This window comes from Zunongwangia sp. SCSIO 43204 (assembly GCF_019904275.1).
In the GTDB taxonomy this organism is placed as follows: domain Bacteria; phylum Bacteroidota; class Bacteroidia; order Flavobacteriales; family Flavobacteriaceae; genus Zunongwangia; species Zunongwangia mangrovi.
The window spans coordinates 3,141,920-3,164,635 of sequence record NZ_CP063204.1; the positions used below are offsets into that span (position 1 = coordinate 3,141,920).

The following is a 22,716-nucleotide window of genomic DNA, read 5'->3' on the forward strand; positions in this document are numbered from 1 at the left end:
ATGAAAAGACTATTATTTTTTCTTATTGCTCTACCGTTTTTCACAAGTTGTGAAGACTATTTAGATAGAGTACAGGATTCTGCCGGTATGCAGGAAGATGAAGTTTTTACCGACTATAATAACTTTAGAAGTTTTCAGGATCGTATGTATCAGGATCTACTTCATTATTTGTCACCAGGTGATTACTCGTATATCGCAGCAGTTTCAGACGAAGGTTATATGAGCTCAGATTGGGAAACCCTTCCGGTTATTCAGAATGGTGATTATTTAAGAGCTTATAATACAGCACAGGCATTACAGTTTAATGCAGACGGAGTTTGGGGCTCCTGGGCAAGTATTCGAATTCTAAATATTTCTCTTGAAAATTTAGATATGTTAGAAAATGCTTCGCAGGCTCAGATCGATCAACTTAAAGGTCAGGCGCATTTTATGCGTGCATGGTATTACTATGAATTCTTAAAAAGACAAGGCGGAATGCCATATATTACCAGAAGTTTTAGTGCTTCAGATAATTTTGCTTTACCGCGTGATTCTTACCACGAAACTGCGATGAATATCGTGGCAGATTTAGATACTGCTGCAACCTTATTGCCAACACGTTGGGACGAAGCCAATCTTGGTAGACCAACACAGGGAGCAGCCATGGCACTTAAAGCTTCAACTTTGCTTTTTGATGCCAGCCCAAATAATAATCCTGGGAACGATGTTTCCAGATGGGAAGCAGCTGCTGAAGCATCATGGGATCTTATTGAAGTTGCCGATGCTGGTAGATATTCTTTAGTGCCTTCAAACGGAACAGATGAAGTAAGATACCTAACTCCTGAAGGTGAACAAAGCATTCAGTTTGCCAGTGGTTTCGATAGCATTTTTATGTATCAGCCAACAAATTCAGAAATTATATGGGAAAATTACCAGGCGAGCCGTTATACCGATACGTGGAATGTGTTTAGTGTTCCTAGTTTGGCTCCGGGTGGCGTTATCCAGGGATTTAGCCCAAGTGCGAATATCGTGGATATGTTCGAGACTGAAAATGGTCTGCCAATTTCAGAAGATCCAGACTATGATCCTCAAAATCCTTATGTGGGTAGAGATCCTAGATTTTATCACTCGATCATTTTTAACCAGGAACGTTGGACTTCCCAAACCGGGAACTATATGGAGCTTTTTGAAGGCGGTGAAGAAAGAACAGGACAACCACATTACTCTTTTACAGGATATCTGGCGAGAAAGTTCTGGGCTAGAAATATCGACCAATGGTCTGGTGCTACAGCGCCAAATACACACGTGATCTATTTTAGACTAGCCGATATATTATTACAGTATGCTGAAGCTGCTAACGAGATTGGAGGACCAAATTATAGTATTCCGGGTGCAAATCTTAGTGCAGTTGATGCTGTAAATCGTGTGAGAGCCAGAGTTAATATGCCAGGAGTTGCATCTCAATATTTAGGAGATACAGATGCTTTTAGAGAGCGTATTAAAAATGAAAGAGCTGTAGAACTTTATCTAGAGGGTAAAAGATATTTCGATCTAAAAAGATGGGGAGATGCCAGTGATCTGGAACATAGAGCTATTTACGGAGTAGAATTTAGCGAAGATCCATCACAGCCAACAGGCTTTAGTATCAATAGAACATCTGAACCGGTTTTCACTTTAACCTTTGGAGAAAGACATTACAGATGGCCAATACCATTAGAAGATGCTACAATATTCCCAGAGTTTAATCAAAATCCTGGTTGGTAAAATAGTATACAAAGCAATTGATAACACTATCAGTTAAAAAATAAAGAATGAAAAATAATACAATATTCCTACTATTTATTTTTAGTCTTGGTATCGTATTTTGCCATAATACGTATGCACAGACTGATACCGAATATAGGACTGTCTCAGGGCAGATAGTAGATAAGGATAATGAACCAGTTGCAAAGGCTAAAGTGATTACTGTTTTAGCAAAAAATGTTGTTGAAACTGGCGAAAATGGAGAATTTACAGTAGAGATTTCTGGTGAAGAAGCAGATTTCTTAAGAGTAGTAAAGAAAGGCTACGAAAGCCAAAGCATGTTTGTTTCTGCAGATCTTGAAGCTCCTATTGTTTTACAAGAAGCTCCTTACTTATATGGGACTAATGATCTTAAGATTCCATATTTAGATCTAAAATCTTCTAAGAATGTTTCAGCAATAAATACTATTACCGGGGAAGAGTTAAGAACATTCCCTTCTATTCAGTTTTTAGAAGCTTTAGAAGGAAGATTACCTGGGTTAACGATGAGTCAATCTAATTACACTCCTGGAGCCGAATGGGTGACAGGTGTAGTAAGAGGTGAACCAGCCATTTACTATATCGACGGGATCCAAAGAAATCCAAGAGACTTAACTGTTTACGAAATAGATAAGGTAGAAGTGATCAAGGATTTTTCTGGAAGAGCAACGCTTGGAATCAGCGGGGCAAGTCCAATTGTTTGGATCACCACTATAAAAGGGCAGGAAAATAAGAATGAAATTAATATTACTGCTGAAACTGGTTATAGTGAAGCAGCAAACTTACCTAATTACCTGGATTCTTATAACTATGCGACATTATATAACGAGGCTTTAGCTAATGATGGTTTAGATCCTTTATATTCTCAGGAAGCTTTAGATGCGTATCAAACCGGAAATAATACATTGCGATATCCTAATATCGATTATTACGATCGTTATGTAAAGGATTTTAGTCGTTTTACTCGTGCTAATGTAGATTTTCAGGGAGGATCAGATAAGCTGACTTATTTCTCTAATATAAATTATGTTGGTTCTGGAGGATACGAAGAAGTAGGCCAGGAAACTACTTATGATAGGTACAAGATTAGAGGAAATGTAGATATAAAATTAACCGATTTTATGCGAATGAACGTTAATCTTTCTGGTACTTATGGTAGAGCGGAATATCCTAACCAGGGAGATGGCGCTTATCGTTATAATATGTTTAGCGTTTTATCATCTTACCCATCTAATGCTACGCCAATTTGGTATGAAGATCAATTGATCGTAAGTGATAACTATCCTGTTAACCTAACTAACGAATTGGTTTATGGCGGGTATGCAGAGTCTACCGAATTGAATACGCAAAATTTGGTATCACTTTTAATAGATCTTGAAAGTGTAGCTAAAGGTTTAGAGTTTTATGCAAGTGCAGCTTTAGATGCGAACAATGTTTTAGTGAATAACCTTGGTGGAACTGCAGCACTTTATAGAAGAGTAACAGGAACAGATAATGAACTGGAGCGTGTAGTAGAGCAGGAAGTACAATCTAATATGTATAATGGGGACGATTCTTATGATCGTCGTATTAGTGCTATGGCTAATCTTAGCTATAAGTTTGTTAAAGAAGAACATGATCTGGATCTAGATCTTTCTTACTATCAATCTATGCAGGAAAATCGTGTTGTGGGTGGCAACTATCAGCCAGATCGTATTCAGGATCTAGGTTTTAGGGCAAATTATCTTTACGATGGTAAGTACGCTTTACAGTTTGATGCCTCATACACCGGGAACATGAGATTACCTGATGGGGAACGATTCAATTTTTATCCAACTGTAGGTGCGGCATGGAATGTATCTGAAGAATCTTTCTTAAAAAACAGCAATGTTGTAGATTATTTAAAACTGTATTCTTCTTACGGAATAATGGGAGTAAATAACTTCAATTTCGGCGGGACTTATAACCCATATTATTTGTATCAAACATTATGGCAAAATGTTGGTACGTGGAGTAGCGGTATAGAAGGACAGCGTAGTGGAGCCGATAATGTTTACGAAGTACTTCAGTATGGTAGTACAGGTTTTTCTTTACCAGAGAGACAGTATTTCAATATAGGGTTTAAATCTGAATTTTTTGATAGAAAGATTGCTTTAGAGGCGAATTACTTCGATCAAAAAGATGTGGATATTTTATCACCAATGAGCAATTTCACACCTTCAATTTATGGAACAGGCGGATTTTTACCAATTCAGAATTTCGAAGAATTCCGTCGCTATGGTGTAGATGGGATGGTTCAGTATAACGATCAATTTGGAGACTTTAAGGTTTCACTTGGTGTAAATGCTATGTATTTAAGAAGTGAAAATCTAGTGGTAGATGAACCTGTCGCACTTGCTGAATATAGACAGCGTACAGGGAATGGTGACGACGTATTTTTTGGATATAATGCTTTAGGTTTATATCAGTCTCAATCTGAAATTGATTCCAGAGGAGTTACTCAAAGCTGGGGAACTTTAGCTCCCGGAGATATTATGTACGAAGATTATAATAATGATGGTGTAATTACAGAGCAGGATATTCATGCTATAGGCCATACACCTAGAATTGCTTACGGTATAAATATCTCTTTAGCTTACAAAGGATTTGATCTTTTTGTTTTGGCGAATGGTAGAGCAAATGGAGAAATGATGTTAAATAGCACTTATTTTCAGAATAATACAACCAATAATAACTACTCTGAAGCCATGCTAGATCGTTGGCCGGTAAGTAATAATATGCCAAGATTAACAACTGTATCTCAGAATAATTATCAAACATCATCATTCTGGTTAGAAGATGGGGCATATTTAAATCTTAGAAATGTTCAGTTAGGATTTACTTTCCCTAATAGTATCTCAAGAAAACTGAATATGCAGGAGCTTAAGTTATTCCTTAGAGGTCGTAATCTGGCTTCATTTTCTAAAATACATAGCGAATATGGCTTAAATCCAGAAAGTCTTAGTTCAGGGATACTTATGTATCCTATTAGTAGAACACTAACCTTTGGTTTAAGCACAAAATTTTAATGCGATGAAAATTTATAAAACACTTCTATTTACGGGCATTTTATCAGCAATGGTATCATGTGATTATGTAGAGCCGTATCCAATACAAGATCAATCAGACGCAGATCTCTGGAGTCACGCCAATTACGGTGAAGGTTTGCTTACCAGGGCTTATACCGGTTTAAATACTGTTATTAATGAGCAAATGCTTATGGATACGTATACAGATAATGCAGTTCCTGCAACACCGGGAGAAAATGCAATTGCTGTTGGTAACTGGACGGTAGAGAATAATCCTATTGGTAATTGGACAGAGAATTACAATAATATAAAGTATATCAATATATTTTTAGAACATGCAGAGGATCTTATTTATTCGGTTTCAGATCCTGTTCAAAACGATATTGAAAATAGTCAGCGTATAGGTGAAGCTTATTTCTTAAGAGCCTGGTATCATGCTGAGCTTTTAAAGCATTATGCTGGGGAAGTAGATGGGCAAATAATGGGAATCCCAATTGTAACCACTCCGTTAGAGGAAGCAGAAACTTTGGATCTTCCAAGAAATACTTACGAAGAAGTTGTAGCGCAAATTGTTAGTGATTGTGATTTAGCCATAGAAAGATTACCACTAATGTATAATAATGGTAGTGAAACATTTTCTGGTCTTGCCAATCGTGGTAGAGGATCTGGTTTAGGTGCGATGGCCTTAAAAGCAAGAGTTTATCTTAATGCAGCCAGTCCTGCGTATGGGCCTTCTACAAGCGATCTTTGGTTAAGAGCTGCAAATGCTGCTGTAGAAGCTATGGATGCTTCTGGTGGTTTAACAGATCTTTCTCCATTTGGAAATTTTAATGATGCAGATAATTTTGAGAATATCTGGATTCAGCCAACTTACATAGATAATAGTTTAGAGAGTTTATATTATCCACCATCTTTATATGGTTCAGGTAATATAAATCCTTCTCAGAATCTTGTAGATGCCTTTCCGGCTTCAGATGGTTATCCAATAGAAGATAGCGATTTATACGCTGAAGATACTCCTTATGAAAATAGAGATCCACGATTCGAGCGATTCATTTTTTACAATGGAGATGATTATAACGGTAATATCATAGAAACATTTGTTGGTGGGCAGGATGCTCCTGGTGGATTAAATCAGCAGGGAACTCGCACAGGATATTACATGAAAAAGCAATTAAGTATGAATGTTCGTTTAACTCCGGGTGATGCTACAACAGACGAGAAATTTAAAGTGTATTTAAGCCGAACAGAGCTTTATTTAAATTTTGCTGAAGCTGCTAACGAAGCACTTGGTCCAGACGATGCTTCTTTAGGGTATTCTGCCGCTCAGGTAATGGAAACCATTAGAAGAAGAGCCGGTATAGATTCTGATGCTGAGGTTGAAGGATTTCAGGACGAATACTTAACGCAGCAATCTATGGCTGGAACAGATGCCTTTAGAGATTTTATTCATAATGAAAGAAGAATCGAACTGTCTTTTGAAGGTTTCAGGTTTTGGGATACCAGAAGATGGAACGACGAGTTAAATCACACGATCGAAGGGGTTAGAATAACTCCGGCTGGAGATGGCGAGTATACATATAACTACATAGATGTAGAGCAGCACCAGTATCAGGAATATATGAGATATGTTCCGCTTCCTTTCGAGCAGGTACTTATAATGGATAATTTATCGCAAAATGATGGTTGGAATTAAAAAGTTCAATAATACTATGAAAAGATTACTAATATTAATTTTTGTATCGTCTATTTTTACGGCTTGTTATGATGATTACCGTGTAGATTATTCGCATACAACAGTGGCTTTTACTACTGCAGATGGTGGTTCTGGTGATCCAGATACGATGTGGAGAACGGTAGTAAAAGACGAAGGCTTAAACCTGGATTTTGGGGTTTATTTGGCCGGAGTTATAGAAAATAATGAAGAACGTTATGTTAGCTACGATATCGATCCTTCTTTATTAATGGGGACAGATTACGAACTTTTACCTTCAGATTATTACGATCTAAGTAATCCAGAAGAATTTGTAATTCCTTCAGGAAATATTATAGGTAGCGTAAATATCGCTTTAGATTCAACACGTTTTTTAAACGATCCAATGGCAACAGAAAGACATTACGCCTTGCCATTTAGATTAACTGAAACTAATGCAGATTCTATTTTGTCTACACAAAGTACAAAGGTTTTGGTACTTAGTTATATGAATAGATTTCATGGATATTACGATCAAGATGTTACTTATACTACTTACGATCTTGAAGGAAATGAATTGAACTCTGGCGCAATCGAAAATGTGATCAATGGAACAACGCTTTCTAACGATCTTTTTAGAACAGATGGAATGATCTTTAGAGGGAGTGATTATATGATGAATGTCGATCCTACAGATCAGGATAATGTGCTTTTGGAATATTATCCAAATCCTAATGCAGATAATGCTCCACAAAACGTAGCTGTTACAGATGAAGGTGTTGCACTTTCTACTTCTTATGTTTCAGCTTGGGAGAATATCAATGCGATAAAAGATGATTATACACCATCAAGCAGTACAGATAAAGGAGATGGCGCTTATGGAAACTGGCCAAACGACGATGTTTGGAACTGGGTAGAATACGATTATGGTGATAATGTTTATAATTTCACCTTATCGCAAATTTACTGGTGGACAGATAACGGCGGAATTTTAATTCCTTACGATGCTTATATGGAATACTGGGATATGGATACCGAAGCTTGGGTTAGAGTAGAAAACGAAGTTGGTGTAAATGCAAACATGTTTAATGATACTGAACTTGCAGTAACTACAAACCGTTTAAGAATGCATTTTGTAGCAACGGCTTCACAGGGAATCTTAGAATGGAGAACCTGGGGAACTCCGGTGCCAAGTGCCGAAGAGCAATCTGCAGTATCTGGTATTACAATGCTAGATGGTGAAGAAAACTCTTACGACCCAGAGAGCTCTACTTTTACACTGAATTATAGAATCGATTACGAGTTTAACGATTTTTATACCATCGTAAATTCTAATCTTGTATGGAGAAACCGTATAAGAGATGGGGTTAACGAATGGAGAAGATAAATTTGAATTTAGTTTAGTTTTAAAAGCAGGGGATATTTTAAATATTTCCTGCTTTTTTATTGGCGCCGCCAAAGGGTATAATACTCCGAGGCTTGCCTCGAAATTAAAAAATTGTTTCTAATGAATGCCTCGTTGGTTTGCACCGAGGTAGTTTACTTTAATTTTAAGAAATTTGAAAGTGCCTTTTTAATAGGTCGATATTGTATAAAAAAAGGAAGAATTTTTTTCTTCGGAAATTTATTAACTCATGAAAAAACACCTGATTTTTATCTCATTTTGCGTTCTAATGATTCAAAATGTGCTTGCTTTTCAGCAAAATACAGATCTTCAGTATCAAATCTCGTTCGAAAATGCCAAAGATCACTATGCTGAGGTAAAACTTCAGTATAAAAACCTAAAATCTACAGAAAATACGCTGGTTTTACCGGTTTGGACGCCAGGTTATTATATGATTTTGGATAATCCGGCCCATATTATCGATTTTGAAGTAAAAACTTCTTCAGGAGAACCTGTAAAATGGCAAAAAACTTCAAAAAATAAATGGCTTATCGAAAATGCCCAAAATGAGGAAGTAGTTGTAAGTTATCGGGTGTACGCGAATCGAAAATCGGTGGCAGAATCTAATATTTCAGAAGAAAAAGCCTTTTTAACCAATACCGATATTTTTATGTTTCCTGAAAATAAGATAAATACTCCGGTTAGTCTTCAGATTAAATTACCAGAACAATGGCAAGAGATTGCTACAGGATTAAAAGAGCTTGAAAATGGGCAATTTTATGCTGAAAATTTTGATATTCTTTACGATAGTCCGTTTTATTTGGGCAACCAGAAAATCATTGAATTTCAGCAATTAGGCAAAGATGTTATCTTATCTATTGCTACTCCTGAAGGTTTAGATGAGCAAAAATTCACCAAAGATATTCGTGAAATTATGTTGCGAACTACAGATCTTATGCAACATATTCCGTTTGAAGATTACACCTTTATTATGATGGAGCCAGGCGGCGGCGGTTTAGAACATTGGAATTCACAAGCAGTTTTCACTTACGGAAGTATGGATTTTAAGAACGATCATGCGTACAAATCCTTCATGAATTTTCTTACGCACGAGTATTTTCATTTATACAATGTAAAAGCGATAAGGCCAATAGAACTAGGCCCGTTTGATTATAGCAAAGAGAATTATACTACGATGCTTTGGGTGGCAGAAGGTTTTACCGTATACTATGAATACATGATCATGCGAGACGCGGGATTACTAACTTCCCAGGATGTTTTAGACTTTTTAAGCAGTCATTTTAAAGCCATAGAAAATAAAGAAGGTAAAGATCATATGTCTTTAGAAAGATCGAGTTTCGATGTTTGGAACCATTTTTTAAATAACGACGAGATCACCAACGAAACAACAATTTCATATTACCAAAAAGGGCCAATTATTGGGTTGCTTTTAGATATTGCGATTCGTCATGAAAGTGAGAATGAAAAATCTTTAGATGATGTAATGCGCTATTTGTATAATGAGTATTATCGCAAACAGGGAAGAGGTTATACTGAAGATGAGTTTTGGCAAACGGTGGCTACAGTGACCGGTAATTCTTTAGATGAAATAAGAAGCTATGTAGAATCTACCGGAACGCCAGATTACGAAAAATACCTGAAGCACGCCGCACTCGCGCTAGATATGACTCCTGCAGATGACGAAAAAACAGAGATCGTAGAAAAAGAATATCAGCTTATAAAGATTGAAGCTGAAAACAAATTGCAATCTGAAATTAGAAATGCACTTTTAAAAGAACATTAATCGGTTTGCTGCCTGTATTGCGTAGGCGTGATTCCTTTTAATTCTTTAAACTTTCGGTTAAAATTGGCGATATTCTGAAATCCACAAAGTTCAGAAATCGCCGAAACCGATAAGTCCTGATCTTTATATAATAATTTGCAGGCATGTTCTATCCTTATTTCGATCAAAAACTGAAAGAAGGTTTTGTTGGTTCTTTTCTTAAAATATCGGCAAAAAGCATTTTTACTCATAAAAGCAATATCTGCAATATCATCTAAAGAAATATTATCCTGAAAATTATCCATCGCATATTGAAAAACGTCATTCATTCGTTTTCCTTCATCCTCGGTATACTTTTTCTGGTAAACGAACGAAGACAATGGCTGGCGCTCGGCATGCGTAAGTTCATTTAGTAATAATAATAATGTAGCTACTCTTTCAATTTTACTTTGTCGCTTCAGATTATTAAAAAGATGAAACTTTTTTTCATCAGCCTTAATTTTCATTCCGTATTCAGATTCATCAAAAAACTTCTGGATTCCGCTTAGATCGGTTAGATTGAAGAATTCTTTTCCGAAGGACTTTTTGGTAAAAAATAAGGTGTACATGATCGAATTTGGATGAGCCTCTGCATCACTTCTAAAAACATGCGGAATATTTTCGCCTATAATCAGTATATCGTGAGGATGATATTCGTTAATACTGTCACCTACAATTAGAGAGCCGCTACCTTCCATAATATAGCTTATTTGTATCTCTTCATGCTGGTGAAGTTTATCATAAAATACAATTTCATGATCTTCCTGATAGACCAAAGCTTCCTTCTCTGGCTTAGGAATTTTAAAGGGTAAGACTTTCATTGGTGTGAGTTTTTGTAAATATTATTAAAAAAAACCGAATTAGTCAATTTATATGATAATATCGTATCAGGTTTAGATAATCAATACAAATTGAAAGCGATTTAATGCATATATTTTTGTTAAAAAATTAAACACATGGCAATAAAATGGGAAGGGGTAATGCCCGCAGTAACCACTAAATTCACAAAAGAAGATGAACTGGATTTAGTAACCTTTGAAAAGAACATTAACGCACAACTGGAAGCAGGTGTAAACGGAATCATCTTAGGAGGAACTTTGGGTGAAGCTAGTACTCTTACACCGGCAGAAAAGGAAACGCTTGTAAAGAAAACTTTAGAAATTACAGCAGGACAGGTGCCGGTAATCATTAATATTGCCGAGCAGTCAACTACTGAAGCGATTCAGGTTGCACAAAACGCTGAAGCATGGGGAGCACAAGGATTAATGTTGTTACCACCAATGCGTTATAAAGCAACAGATCACGAGACTGTAGTATATTTTAAAGAGATCGCTAAAAGCACATCGCTGCCAATTATGATCTATAACAACCCTGTAGATTATAAGATTGAAGTTACTATCGAGATGTTCGAAGAACTTTTAGCAGATTGTCCTACGATTGAAGCAGTAAAAGAATCTACTCGTGATATTAGTAATGTTACACGTTTAAAGAATAAATTTGGTGACCGTATCAAGATCTTATGTGGTGTAGATACACTAGCTTTAGAAAGTATGGTAGCTGGTGCAGATGGTTGGGTTGCTGGTTTAGTAGCGGCTTATCCTGCAGAAACTGTTGCGATCTATAAATTAGTAAAAGCTGGAGATATTGAAGAAGCTTTAAGAATCTACAGATGGTTTATGCCATTATTAGAATTGGATATCTCTCCACAATTAGTACAAAACATCAAATTGGCTGAAGTTGCAACTGGTTTAGGAACTGAGTATGTAAGAGCGCCAAGATTAGTTTTACAGGGAGCTGAAAGAGAAAGAGTACAGGGAATCATTGATGCTGCAATGGCTGTAAGACCAGAATTAGTAGAATACAAATCTTTATAAATCAAGAAAACAGAAAGCATGATTACAGGAAAAAATTATATTGGTGAGGAGCTTTCAGGTAAAGGTGATGTTACCTTTAAAACTTTTGATCCAAAAGAAAATAAAGAAACTGCCGCTATTTTTACTGAAGCAACAACCCAGGAGGTTAATGCTGCTGTAGAAAAAGCGGCAGCCGCTTTTAAAGTTTACAAACAAAAATCTGATGCTGAAAAAGCCGAATTTTTAGAAGCAATTGCTGATGAATTAGAGGCAAATGCTGAAGCTTTAAAAGAAATCTATAGAGCAGAATCTGGCTTGCCAGAAGGACGTTCTAACGGAGAATTTGCTCGTACAACTGGGCAATTAAGAGCTTTTGCTATGATGCTTAAAGAAGGTAGCTGGGTAGAAGCTATTATTAGCAATCCCGAAGGCAAACCTGATATTAGAAGAATGCAGGTGCCTTTTGGACCTGTAGCTGTTTTTGGGGCAAGTAATTTCCCATTTGCATTTTCTACGGCTGGTGGAGATACTGCCAGTGCATTAGCATCTGGTTCTCCGGTTATCGTAAAATCTCATCCTTTACACGCTGGTACAGGAGAATTGGTTTCTGAAGCGATCATCAAAGCCGCAAAGAAAACCGGAATGCCAGACGGTGTTTTCTCCAATCTAAACAGTAAAGGAATTGAAGTAGGTGAGTGGCTGGTAAAACATCCAAAAATAAAAGCGGTTGGATTTACCGGAAGTTATAAAGCGGGTACTGCGCTTACTAAATTAGCTGCAGATCGACCAGAGCCTATCCCGGTTTATGCAGAAATGGGAAGTATTAATCCTGTTTTGGCTTTACCATCTGCTTTAGAAGCTAAAGGAGATTTTTGGGCCGAGCAATATGCTGGTTCGATCACTGCTGGATGTGGACAATTTTGTACAAATCCCGGACTAATTTTAGGAATAGATAGCGCTGCTTTAGATAGTTTTGTTGAAAAATTAGGAGAAAATTTATCGAATCTTGCCCCTTCAGTGATGTTGAGTCCTGGGATTCAAAATCAGTACGAAGCTTCTAAATCTGAAGTTTTAGCACAAGAAGGTTATACAGAAGTTAGCAAATACGATGGTGAAGTTGCGCCAAACTTTGGTAGACAGCAGGTAATCACCGTTTCTGGTGCTAATTTCCTTCAGAATAAAAACTTTCATAAAGAAGTATTTGGGCCATTTTCAGTAGTGGTGAAATGTAAAGATAAAACCGAACTGGCAGAAGTACTTCAGCAATTAGAAGGACAGCTAACCGGTACGGTATTAAATTCCGAAGAAAAAGAATTAAGTGAATTTGCAACGATTATCGACACTTTAACCGATACTGTAGGTAGAATTATCTATAACAGTGTACCAACAGGTGTAGAAGTTTGTGCGGCAATGACGCATGGCGGCCCATTCCCGGCAACTTCTAATGCTAAGTTTACTTCAGTAGGATTAACAGCGGTACAACGATGGGTGCGCCCGGTTTCTTTCCAGGATTGGCCACAGGCATTGCTTCCGCAGGCACTTAAAGATGAAAATCCTTTAGGAATTTTACGTAATATCAATAATAAATACACAACAGATAGCTTATAGATTTTAATGGCAAGAAAAACTTTTTTTTGTGTTGATGCCCATACTTGTGGGAATCCGGTAAGAGTGGTTGCTGGTGGCGGCCCGTTTATCGAAGGAAAGAACATGAGTGAAAAGCGTCAAAATTTTATGCGGGAATACGATTGGATTCGTCGTGGTTTGATGTTTGAACCACGCGGTCACGATATGATGAGCGGAAGCATTTTGTTTCCGCCTTCAGATCCCCAAAATGACTGCGGAATCCTTTTTATTGAAACCAGTGGGTGTTTGCCAATGTGCGGGCATGGAACGATTGGTACCGTAACGGTTGCGATCGAAGAAGGTTTGGTTTCTCCCAAAAATCCAGGAACGCTAAGGCTGGAAACTCCGGCGGGACTTGTAAAAGTGAGTTATGTTCAGGAAGGAAAAAAAGTAAAGTCGGTTAAAATCGTAAATATCAAATCGTATTTAGCAAAAGAAGATATTAGTGTACATAGCGATGTTCTTGGCGAATTAAAAGTTGATGTTGCTTACGGTGGTAATTTTTATGCTATTGTAGAAGTTCAGGAAAACTTTAAAGGTTTAGAGCAATACCAGGCCAGTGAATTAATTACGTGGAGCAGGGAGTTAAGAAGTAAATTAAACGAAGCCCACGAATTTATTCATCCAGAAGATCCTACGATCTTTGGTTTAAGCCATATCCAATGGACAGGGGCAGTGATCGATGAGACTTCTACCGCTCGTAATGCTGTATTTTATGGCGATAAAGCTATAGATCGTTCACCTTGCGGTACAGGAACTTCAGCAAGAATGGCTCACTGGTATGCTAAAGGAAAGCTTAAAAAAGGTGATCTTTTTGTACACGAAAGTATTATTGGTAGTAAATTTATTGGAAGAATAGAAGAAGAGACAGAATTAGGCGGTAAAAAAGTGATTGTTCCAAGTATAGAAGGTTGGGCAATGGTTACCGGTTACAATAATATCGTTATCGATGATGACGATCCTTATGCTCACGGATTTCAGGTACTTTAAAATTTAGATTATGAAGAGAGTTGCAATTATTGGTGGTGGAATTACTGGTTTATGCTCGGCTTATTATTTGGTAAAAGCCGGCCACGATGTTACCATAGTAGATAAAGGTAATATCACAGATGGCGCTTCTTTTATTAATGCAGGTTATGTGACTCCCAGTCATTTTGTGCCAATTGCAGAGCCTGGAATGATTAACCAGGGAATTAAGTGGATGTTCAATAATTCTAGTCCGTTTTATATAAAACCGCGATGGGATATGGATTTCTTCAAATGGTCCTGGTATTTCAAAAAATCTTCAACTAAACAAAAAGTAGCGAAAGCTATTCCTGTGCTTAAGGAATTAAATGAAAAAAGTAGAGACCTTTACGCTGAGATGTTAGCATCTTTAGATTTTGATTTTCACATGGAGCGTAAAGGTCTTCTTATGGTTTATAAAAGTGCGAAGAACGAAGAGCACGAAGCCAAACTTGCTGAAAAAGGAAAAGAATTAGGTCTGGATGTTAGTGTTTTGGATAAAAAGGCATTGCATGATCTGGAACCTCAGTTTAGCGAAGACGTTATTGGCGGAGTTCATTATGAATGTGATGCGCATAGTACACCCAATTTATTTATGAAAAACCTGAAAAAATGGTTAGACAATAAAGGGGTTAAATTTGTTTTAGAGGAAACGGTTACCGGTTTAGAGGTAGATGGAAAAACCATTAAAGCTATTTCTACGGAAAAAAATACCATCGAAGCAGACGAATTTATTCTGGCTGCTGGAAGCTGGACGTTCCCTCTTGCTAAGAAATTAGGTCTTAATATTCCTATCCAACCCGGTAAAGGTTATAGCATGAATATTACCAGAGAAACCAACATTACTTTGCCGGCAATTTTAACCGAAGCTAAAGTTGCGGTCACACCAATGAAAGGTTTTACCAGGTTTGCCGGAACAATGGAATTATCTGGTGATAATAATACAATTTTACCAAACAGGGTAGAAGCGATTGCTAGTGCAGCTTCAAGTTTTTATTCAGGGTTCACATTAACTTCAGAAGAAAAACAATCGGCCACGAGTGGATTACGACCAGTTTCTCCAGATGGTCTACCGTTTATTGGAAAATCTTCAAAATTCAAAAATCTTAACGTTGCTGCTGGGCATGCGATGATGGGATGGAGTCTTGGACCAATTACCGGAAAACTTATGTCTGAAATTATAGATACTAATCATACTTCGGTTTTATTAGAGCCATTTGATCTGGAACGCTTTTAAAGAAAAATTGCAATAAAGTTTGTGTTAAGTTAAATCTTAAAAAATTACGTATTATATATAATAAATACACATAAGCTTTAAAAAAAATAAAACTCTAGTTAATATAGTATAACTATAAGCTAATATATTTTAGCAGATTCAGCAGAAGATAAAGTAAATTTATTCTGAAAAATTTGCTATATGAAACGAAAATTTTTAGTTCTTTTTAATCTGCTGTGTTTTAGTGGTCTATTCGCTCAGGGAACAGTAGAAGATTATAAAAGAGCAGAATCCCTGGATACTCTTTTCAGAAATAAAGTTTTTAATACGCCAAGCAGTTTTAACTGGTTAAATAAAAACGAATTTTGGTATAAAAATAATACCAAGGAAGGAAGTGAATATGTTTTTGTAAATGCTGAAACACAAGAACAAAAATCTGCTTTTGATCATCAAAAATTAGCAGCAGCACTTTCAGAAAAATTAGAAAAGGACATTAAAAGTTCCAAAATCGATATTTCTAATCTAAAATTCGATGAAAATAAATCGAATTTAGAATTTCAGCTAGATACCATAAAGTACAATATAGACCTTGCTGCATACAAGCTTAGCGTGATCGAAAATGTTCCGCGTAGAAATTGGGACAGAGGATACTGGGGAAGAAGAGGGAATGAGCGCGAAGGCGATCCTGTACCATCTCCAGATAAAAAATATACCGCATTTATAAAGAATTCTAATCTTTATATAAAAGACAATAAAACCAAAGAAGAAACACAATTAAGTTTCGACGGTACCAAAGGTTTCTTTTATGCTGCAAATATTATCTGGTCGCCAAATAGCGAAAAGATTGTTGCTTATAAAGTAAGGCCGGGAGAACAGCATGATATCTATTTTGTAGAGTCCAGCCCAGACGATCAGCTTCAGCCAAAATTACATACCAGAGATTATACAAAGCCGGGAGATGAGTTGGATTTTAAGAGTCCGCAACTTTTTGATGTAGCTTCTCAAAAGCATATTCCTGTAGCAACAGATCTTTTTAATGCTCAGTTTTCGCTTTATAATTATCAATGGAAAGACGACAGTTCTTCGTTTACATTCGAGTTTAATCAGCGTGGTCACCAGGCATACCGGGTAATTAAAGTTGATGCAAAAACAGGAAAGGCTACAGCTATAATCGATGAAACCAGCCCTACTTTTATCGATTATAGCGGTAAAAAGTATCGCCATGATGTAAAAGGAAAAGACGAGATTATTTGGGCATCAGAGCGAGATGGATACAATCACCTTTATCTTTACGATAGCAATACTGGGAAAGTTAAAAATCAAATAACTTCAGGAAACTGGCCGGTTAGAAAAGTAGTGGAAGTAGATGACGAAAATCGCCAAATTTACTTTACTGCCAGCGGTTTGGATAAAGGCCAGGATCCTTATTTGATCCATTATTGCCGAATTGATTTCGACGGAAAGAATTTCACTCGTTTTACTTCTGAAAACGGAAACCATAAAGTGACTTTTTCTCCAGATAAAGAATACTACGTAGATCAATATTCCAGAGTAGACATGCCGGCGGTAACTGTTCTGAAAAAAACAGGCAAGAAAAAGCCAATATTAGCTTTAGAAGAAGGAGATATTACAGAATTAGAAAAAACAGGATGGAAACAACCTGAAGTTTTTACTGCAAAAGGAAGAGATGGCGAAACTGATATTTGGGGAATTATCGTAAGACCTACCAATTTTGATCCTTCAAAAACATATCCTATCATCGAATATATTTATGCAGGACCCCACGATTCTTTTGTTCCGAAGGAATTCAGTAGTTATTACTGGGCGTTAAGCTCTTTAGCTGAACTTGGATTTATTGTGGTACAAATCGACGGAATGGGAACATCTAACAGATCTAAAGCCTTTCACGATGTATGCTGGCAAAATTTAAAAGATGCCGGTTTTCCAGATCGTAAATTATGGATCACTGCTGCGGCTGAAAAATATCCTTATATGAATGCCGATAAAGTAGGTATTCGCGGTACTTCTGCCGGTGGACAAAGTGCAGGTGCTGCTTTGGTTTTTAATTCAGATTTTTATGATGTTGCCGTAGCTTCTTGTGGTTGTCACGATAACAGAATGGATAAGATCTGGTGGAATGAACAATGGATGGGATATCCAATTGGGCCACATTATGCGGCAAATTCAAATATCGAAAATGCAGCCCAATTACAGGGAAATTTAATGCTTATCGTTGGAGAAGTAGATGATAATGTAGATCCTGCATCGACCATGCAATTTGCAGACGCCTTGATAAAAGCCAATAAAGATTTTGATTTGGTGGTTTTACCGGGAGAAAATCATACTTCTGGTGGTGTTTTTGGCGAGCGTAAACGAAGAGACTTTTTCGTGAAGCATTTATTAGAGGTAGATCCGCCATCATGGGATAAGGTTTACAACTAATACACTAATAATCGTAGAAATAAGCTTAATTTTTTATACCGAAAGATTTATCATATGAAATTGTACAAAATTGTCACCTGTTTTATTTGCGTTATGATCGCAGGATTAGTTGAAGTCCGCGCTCAGGGTGATCAAATTCTTGACGGAATTGGAGAAACAGGTTTAATTGCCCGCTATGTTTTTGATAAAGATGCCAAAGACTGGTCTCGTAATAACCTGCATGCAACGATTAAAGGTGACGCGAAATTTGTAAAAGACGAATTATTTAAAAATGTGCTGTCACTTTCAGGAGATGCTTATATTTCTTTACCATCTTCCGCATTAAGCAATGTCGAGTCGGTTAGTATGGTGGGATGGGTCAAGTTAAATTCGATAGATACTGACCAAATTCTTTTTGACTTCGGAAAAAATAAAAACACGCACGCTTATTTGGCTCCCTTCGGAATTGGAGAAACGAAAGATTTCACAGCTGAAGTCGCTAAAAATTCAAGCAAAAAATACACATTATCGACTTCTGTAGCTGAAGTTCCAAAAGATTGCTGGTCGCATTTGGTATTGGTGATCGATGTTCCTTCCAAAACTATAAAAACCTATATCAACGGCGTTCAGGTAAGTTTAGAAGAAGAAATCGATCTTGAATTATCAGATGTTTTTAACGTAGAATCTGGCGAAGAAAACAAATTATATATTGGTCGATCTATTGCTGAAGACAAGCCGACTTTAGATGCCAGTATTCATGACTTTAGATTGTATAGAATAGGACTTACCGACAACCAGGTAAAAGGAATTTTTGAAAATGCCTTTAAAAAGCGCGATGGTGTGGTAAACGAGCATAAAGAACCTCAGGATAACCTACCTGAATTTTCAAGAACCGCTCCGCAACTATACAATGAGTTTTTAACTTCCGTAGAAAATATTGAAGTACAAACTGCAGTAGGCGTTTTACCAAGATTACCAAGAACACTAGAAGGAACTTATAAAAATGGCTTAAAAGGACCAAAAGTAAAAGTAACCTGGCCAGCACCAACAGATAATAGTGAAGTTTTAAAAACCGGAACTTATACGGTAACTGGAAGCGTAGCCGGAACAGATTTGAAACCAAAAGCGACCGTTAATGTAGTGCAAACTATTGCTGCTGAAAAACCATCCAGAACCTTAGAAGCTTTTGATTTAGACGCGGTTAGTTTAGATGCCAATGCGAATGGCCAAAACACGAAATTCATTGAAAATCGCGATAAATTTATAAATACGCTCGCTGAAACCGATCCTGACTCATTCTTATATATGTTCAGAAATGCCTTTGGACAAGAGCAACCGCAAGGTGCAAAACCACTTGGCGTTTGGGATACGCAGGAAACGAAATTACGAGGCCATGCTTCTGGTCACTATTTAACGGCAATCGCACAGGCTTACGCAAGCACAGGTTACGATAAAGAATTACAGCAAAATTTTGCCGATAAAATGGCGTATATGGTCAATACCTTATACGATCTATCGCAAATGTCTGGAAAAGCTACTGAACAAGGTGGCGAATTCAACGCCGATCCAACTACGGTTCCTATGGGACCAGGAAAAGAGATCTATAGTTCAGATCTTAGTGAAGAAGGTATCCGTACCGATTATTGGAATTGGGGAGAAGGATTTATTAGTGCCTATCCACCAGATCAATTTATTATGCTGGAAGAAGGCGCTACTTATGGCGGACAGGAAACCCAGGTTTGGGCACCATATTATACGCTTCATAAAATCCTTGCCGGATTAATGGATATTTATGAAGTAAGCGGAAACAAAAAAGCTTTAGCAGTTGCTGAAGGAATGGGAGACTGGGTGTATGCTCGTCTTAGTGAGTTACCAACCGAAACCCTTATTAGCATGTGGAATCGCTATATCGCTGGAGAGTTTGGGGGAATGAATGAAGCTATGGCGCGTTTATATAGAATCACAGGAAAAGATGCTTATTTAGAAACTGCCCGACTTTTTGATAACATCAAAGTGTTTTTTGGAGATGCTAATCATTCTCATGGTTTAGCTAAAAACGTAGATACTTTTAGAGGATTACATGCTAATCAACATATCCCACAGATCGTTGGTGCGTTGGAAATGTATCGTGATTCAGATAAATCGGAATATTTTAATGTAGCCGATAACTTTTGGGTGAAAGCTACGAACGATTATATGTACAGTATTGGCGGAGTTGCCGGAGCCAGAAACCCTGCAAATGCCGAATGTTTTATAGCACAGCCGGGAACTTTATACGAAAATGGTTTATCTGCCGGTGGGCAAAACGAAACCTGTGCAACTTACAATATGCTAAAACTTACTCGTAATTTATTCCTTTACGAACAGCGCCCGGAGCTTATGGATTATTACGAGCGTGGATTATACAATCATATTTTAGCTTCAGTAGCTGAAGATTCTCCAGCAAATACCTATCATGTTCCGTTGCGTCCTGGATCAAGAAAAAGTTTTGGAAACCCAAATATGACCGGTTTTACCTGTTGTAACGGTACGGCTTTAGAAAGTAGTACAAAACTTCAGAATTCGATCTATTTTAAGGGAGCAGATAATAAATCTTTATACGTGAATCTTTATGTGCCATCTACTTTACATTGGCATGAGGAGAAAATAAAAGTGACACAGGAAACTAACTTCCCTAAAGAAGATCATACCAAATTAACGATTAACGGTAAAGGAAAGTTCGATCTTAAATTACGTGTGCCAGGTTGGGCAACCAAAGGATTTATCGTTAAGATCAACGGTAAAGAAGAAAGCGTGGAAGCTACTCCAGGAACTTATTTAACGCTAAGTAGAAAGTGGAAAGATGGTGATACGGTAGAATTAAAAATGCCTTTTGGCTTCCATTTAGATCCTGTGATGGATCAGCAAAATATCGCAAGTTTATTTTATGGCCCTGTATTATTAGCAGCTCAGGAAAACGAACCAAGAACCGAATGGCGTAAAGTGAATTTTGGTGCTGAAGATATTGGAGCATCAATTAAAGGAAATCCAGAGAAACTTACGTTCGAGATCGACGGAATTACCTACAAACCATTTTACGAAACTTATGGTAGACATTCAGTGTATCTGGATGTAGATCTTGAATAATACTTTTTTATCAGAATTCTAAAACCTAATATCTCAGATTACATTATGAAGAAATTATTAAGTTGTCTTTTCGTATTTATAAGCCTTTCCAGTAGCATTTATGCTAATGAAATGATCGATGTAATTAACACCTTTAGAGCCGATAAATTTGCGTTAAGACGTACTTATAATATTCGTGAATCTAAAGAATACTACGAACGTTACAATCAATTTTATATAGGATGGGAAGCCAAACTAAAGGATATTGATTTTAATGGTTTATCGAAAGATGGAAAAGCAGATTATGTGCTTTTAAGAAACCTGATCGAAAAAGAAGAATATTTGCTAAATCAGGATTACGATGCTTTCAAAGAAGTTGCTTTTGTAGTTGATTTTGCAGATAATTTGTACTCTTTTATTAAGCAAAGAAGAAGAGGAAATCAGCCAGATGCAAAAGCTTTGGCGATGACTTTTAATGATGCTGAAAAAAGGATTTCAGAAAAAATAAAAGCACTTAAAAATAACGAATTTGAAGATTGGTTGAAGGCTGAAAAGGCTGCAGCGATCATTTATTCGCTTCAACGTGGTTTAGGAGAAGCCTATAAGTTCTATTATGATTACGATCCAGATTTTACCTGGTGGATGAAGAATCCGTATGCTTCTTTAGATCAAAAACTGAAGGAATATGCTGAATTTCTTAGCGAAAACTATTCAAAAGATAGTCAGAAAGACGATGGAAGCGGAATCATAGGGAAACCGGTAGGTCGAAAAACATTGATCAAAAACCTCGAATATGAGTTTATTCCATACACTCCTGAAGAGCTAATCGAAACTGCCGAAAGTCAGTTTGCCTGGTGTAAAGCTGAAATGATCAAAGCGGCAAACGAAATGGGCTATGGAGACGATTGGAAAGCGGCTTTAGAGCATGTGAAAAATACTTATGTAGCGCCGGGAAAACAGCCGGAAGCGATTAATAGTTTATACGATCATTCAGTAGAATTTATTGAAGAGCGCGATCTAATTACCATCCCAGAACTGGCAAAAGAAACCTGGGGAATGATCATGATGACGCCAGAAAGACAAAAAGTAAATCCGTTTTTTACTGGAGGATGGGAAATTAGTATCTCGTATCCAACAGAAGGAATGGAGCACGAAGATAAATTAATGAGTATGCGTGGTAATAATCCAAACTTCTCATTTCCTACCGTACAACACGAATTGCACCCGGGACATAACCTTCAATTTTATATGAACCAACGTAATAAACCTTATCGTAGTTCATTTGATACTCCTTTTTGGATGGAAGGTTGGGCACTTTATTGGGAAATCATTTTATGGAATAAAGAATTCCCACGTACTCCGGAAGAAAAAATGGGAATGCTTTTTTGGAGAATTCATCGTTGTGCACGTATAATTTTCTCTTTAAAATATCAGTTGGGAGAATGGACTCCGCAGCAATGTATAGACATGTTAGTAGACGAAGTAGGGCATGAGTATGCCAATGCTGAAGCTGAAGTTCGCCGATCTTTTGCAACATCGTACACCCCGCCATTATATCAATTAGCGTATATGATCGGTGGACTTCAGTTTTATGCCCTTAGAAATGAACTTTTAGAAAAGGGATGGACAGAAAAAGAATTCCACGACCGTGTGATGAAAGAACATATGATGCCGGTGGCTGTACTTCGTTTGTTACTAGAAGACAAAGACATTCCTAAAAATTATAAAGCAAACTGGAAATTCTCAACCGAATTTAAGTAAATCATTACACTCAAAATAACTC

13 protein-coding genes are annotated in these 22,716 nt (G+C 37.1%); 12 read left to right on the plus strand and 1 reads right to left on the minus strand.

The window, feature by feature from the left end:
- From INR75_RS13965 to INR75_RS13985, 5 genes are all read left to right on the plus strand, one after another.
- The gene (locus tag INR75_RS13965; protein ID WP_223089257.1) at positions 1-1,743 is read left to right on the plus strand and encodes a RagB/SusD family nutrient uptake outer membrane protein; all 1,743 of its coding nucleotides are present in this window, start codon (positions 1-3) and stop codon (positions 1,741-1,743) included.
- 47 nt (positions 1,744-1,790) lie between these two features.
- On the plus strand, positions 1,791-4,808 hold the full coding sequence (locus INR75_RS13970) for a SusC/RagA family TonB-linked outer membrane protein (RefSeq protein WP_223089258.1): 3,018 nt from the start codon (positions 1,791-1,793) through the stop codon (positions 4,806-4,808).
- Positions 4,809-4,812: 4 nt separating this feature from the next.
- Positions 4,813-6,504, plus strand: coding sequence for a RagB/SusD family nutrient uptake outer membrane protein (locus tag INR75_RS13975; protein ID WP_223089259.1), 1,692 nt, complete (start codon positions 4,813-4,815; stop codon positions 6,502-6,504).
- A 16-nt stretch (positions 6,505-6,520) separates the two neighbouring features.
- Positions 6,521-7,888, plus strand: coding sequence for a DUF1735 domain-containing protein (locus INR75_RS13980; protein WP_223089260.1), 1,368 nt, complete (start codon positions 6,521-6,523; stop codon positions 7,886-7,888).
- A 247-nt stretch (positions 7,889-8,135) separates the two neighbouring features.
- Positions 8,136-9,689 carry a M61 family metallopeptidase gene (locus INR75_RS13985; RefSeq protein WP_223089261.1) on the plus strand — a complete coding sequence of 518 codons (1,554 nt, stop codon included), beginning with the start codon at positions 8,136-8,138 and terminating at the stop codon, positions 9,687-9,689.
- Here the strand turns inward: INR75_RS13985 and INR75_RS13990 are convergent.
- A complete protein-coding gene (locus INR75_RS13990; RefSeq protein ID WP_092543924.1) occupies positions 9,686-10,528 on the minus strand; it encodes an AraC family transcriptional regulator in 843 nt (280 codons plus the stop codon). The genes INR75_RS13985 and INR75_RS13990 overlap by 4 nt on opposite strands.
- Positions 10,529-10,663: 135 nt before the next feature.
- On the opposite strand from INR75_RS13990, the gene INR75_RS13995 reads away from it, so the two are divergent.
- The 7 genes from INR75_RS13995 (at position 10,664) to INR75_RS14025 (ending at position 22,694) form a co-directional block, all read left to right on the plus strand.
- Positions 10,664-11,581, plus strand: coding sequence for a dihydrodipicolinate synthase family protein (locus INR75_RS13995; protein ID WP_223089262.1), 918 nt, complete (start codon positions 10,664-10,666; stop codon positions 11,579-11,581).
- 18 nt (positions 11,582-11,599) lie between these two features.
- Positions 11,600-13,168: an aldehyde dehydrogenase (NADP(+)) gene (locus INR75_RS14000; RefSeq protein WP_223089263.1), complete on the plus strand. Its 1,569-nt coding sequence runs from the start codon at positions 11,600-11,602 to the stop codon at positions 13,166-13,168.
- A gap of 6 nt (positions 13,169-13,174) precedes the next feature.
- Positions 13,175-14,176: a 4-hydroxyproline epimerase gene (locus tag INR75_RS14005; protein ID WP_223089264.1), complete on the plus strand. Its 1,002-nt coding sequence runs from the start codon at positions 13,175-13,177 to the stop codon at positions 14,174-14,176.
- A 10-nt stretch (positions 14,177-14,186) separates the two neighbouring features.
- A complete protein-coding gene (locus INR75_RS14010; RefSeq protein WP_223089265.1) occupies positions 14,187-15,428 on the plus strand; it encodes an FAD-binding oxidoreductase in 1,242 nt (413 codons plus the stop codon).
- Between the two features lie 180 nt (positions 15,429-15,608).
- Positions 15,609-17,849 (plus strand): S9 family peptidase, encoded by a 2,241-nt coding sequence (locus tag INR75_RS14015; RefSeq protein WP_223089266.1) that lies wholly within the window; start codon positions 15,609-15,611, stop codon positions 17,847-17,849.
- A gap of 54 nt (positions 17,850-17,903) precedes the next feature.
- Positions 17,904-20,954, plus strand: a complete 3,051-nt coding sequence (locus tag INR75_RS14020; protein ID WP_223089267.1) for a beta-L-arabinofuranosidase domain-containing protein — start codon at positions 17,904-17,906, stop codon at positions 20,952-20,954.
- Between the two features lie 45 nt (positions 20,955-20,999).
- A complete protein-coding gene (locus INR75_RS14025) occupies positions 21,000-22,694 on the plus strand; it encodes a DUF885 family protein (RefSeq protein WP_223089268.1) in 1,695 nt (564 codons plus the stop codon).
- Positions 22,695-22,716 lie beyond the last annotated feature (22 nt).

Coding starts and splice junctions, on each gene's coding strand:
- INR75_RS13965 (WP_223089257.1), top strand. CDS start 1: ATGAAAAGACTATTATTTTTTCTTATTGCTCTACCGTTTTTCACAAGT.
- INR75_RS13970 (WP_223089258.1), top strand. CDS start 1,791: ATGAAAAATAATACAATATTCCTACTATTTATTTTTAGTCTTGGTATC.
- INR75_RS13975 (WP_223089259.1), top strand. CDS start 4,813: ATGAAAATTTATAAAACACTTCTATTTACGGGCATTTTATCAGCAATG.
- INR75_RS13980 (WP_223089260.1), top strand. CDS start 6,521: ATGAAAAGATTACTAATATTAATTTTTGTATCGTCTATTTTTACGGCT.
- INR75_RS13985 (WP_223089261.1), top strand. CDS start 8,136: ATGAAAAAACACCTGATTTTTATCTCATTTTGCGTTCTAATGATTCAA.
- INR75_RS13990 (WP_092543924.1), bottom strand. CDS start 10,528: ATGAAAGTCTTACCCTTTAAAATTCCTAAGCCAGAGAAGGAAGCTTTG.
- INR75_RS13995 (WP_223089262.1), top strand. CDS start 10,664: ATGGCAATAAAATGGGAAGGGGTAATGCCCGCAGTAACCACTAAATTC.
- INR75_RS14000 (WP_223089263.1), top strand. CDS start 11,600: ATGATTACAGGAAAAAATTATATTGGTGAGGAGCTTTCAGGTAAAGGT.
- INR75_RS14005 (WP_223089264.1), top strand. CDS start 13,175: ATGGCAAGAAAAACTTTTTTTTGTGTTGATGCCCATACTTGTGGGAAT.
- INR75_RS14010 (WP_223089265.1), top strand. CDS start 14,187: ATGAAGAGAGTTGCAATTATTGGTGGTGGAATTACTGGTTTATGCTCG.
- INR75_RS14015 (WP_223089266.1), top strand. CDS start 15,609: ATGAAACGAAAATTTTTAGTTCTTTTTAATCTGCTGTGTTTTAGTGGT.
- INR75_RS14020 (WP_223089267.1), top strand. CDS start 17,904: ATGAAATTGTACAAAATTGTCACCTGTTTTATTTGCGTTATGATCGCA.
- INR75_RS14025 (WP_223089268.1), top strand. CDS start 21,000: ATGAAGAAATTATTAAGTTGTCTTTTCGTATTTATAAGCCTTTCCAGT.